The sequence below is a fragment of the Achromobacter sp. genome (genome assembly GCF_057314935.1).
In genome coordinates this window covers 16,747-17,961 of sequence record NZ_DBHKZA010000102.1, presented here as the reverse complement: position 1 = coordinate 17,961, position 1,215 = coordinate 16,747, and the positions used below count along the sequence as shown (strand labels likewise).

At 63.1% G+C, this 1,215-nt stretch carries 1 protein-coding gene; it reads right to left on the bottom strand.

Annotated features, from left to right (window positions below):
* Positions 1–51: 51 nt before the first annotated feature.
* Positions 52–1,215, bottom strand: a 1,164-nt coding sequence (locus tag ACO6D5_RS26490) for a KUP/HAK/KT family potassium transporter (protein ID WP_485827029.1), incomplete at its 5' end; no start/stop codon positions are given.

Genomic DNA, 1,215 nt, shown 5'->3' with positions numbered 1-1,215 from the left:
CCGCCAGGCCGGGCGTCTTAAGAACTCGCAACGTCCAGCAGAAAGCAAAGACTACAACTCCACCTGCATCCCCATCTCCACCACCCGATTCGCCGGAATCTTGAAAAACTTGGTACTGCGCGTCGAATTCCGGGCCATGAACGAAAACACCGCCCGTCTCCACCGCCACAGCGCCGGCTTGCGCGCCGCCACGACCGTCTGCCGCGACAGGAAATAAGATGTCCGCATCGGTTCCAGATCCAGCTCCGGATACGCCTCGGCCACCAGCCGCAGCGCTTCAGGAACATCCGGATCTTCCTTGAACCCGTAGTTAATGGTTGCCGTCCAGCTCGACGCCGACAGCTTCTTCACCACAAAGCGTTCTTCCGGCGAGATATACGGCACATCCGCCACCAGGATCGTCAGGAACAGCACATGGTCATGCAGCACCTTGTTGTGCTTCAGGTTATGCAGCAGCGCTGGCGGCACGTTGCCGGAATTCATCGTCATGAAGATCGCCGTGCCCGGCACCCGCGACGGCGGATATTCCTCAAGCTGTTCCATGAATTCCTTGAGCGGCTGCCGGTCGCGGTGCTGCATGTCCGACAGCAGATGCCGGCCGCGGCGCCATGTCATCATCAGCGTGAACACCACGATCGCCACCAGCAGCGGCAGCCAGCCACCCTCATGGATCTTGAACACGTTGGCCGAAAACAGCAGCACGTCGAACAGCAGCAAAAAGCCCAGCACCGTAAACCACAGCATGCGCTTGACGCCCGTGGAGCCGCGCGGCAGCACTGCGAAGGCCAACACCGACGTCGTCAGCATCGTGCCCGTCACCGCAAAGCCGTAGGCGGCGGCCAGGTTGTCCGAATTGCGGAACAGCAGCACCAGCACCAGCACCGCGCACAGCAGCAGCGCATTGACCTGCGGCAGGTAGATCTGCCCCTTCTCCACCGCCGACGTATGCAGGATCTGCATGCGCGGCCAGAAGCCCAGTTGCACCGCTTGGCGCGTCACCGAATAGGCGCCTGAGATCACCGCCTGCGATGCCACGATCGTCGCGATGGTGGCCAGCGCCACCAGCGGCGCCAAGCCCCACTCGGGCGCCATCATGAAGAACGGGTTGCGGATCGCCGTGGGGTCGCGCAGCAGCAGCGCGCCCTGGCCGAAATAGCACAGCGTCAGCGCCGGCAGCACCATGCTGAACCAGGCGCTGCGGATCGCCGGGCGGCC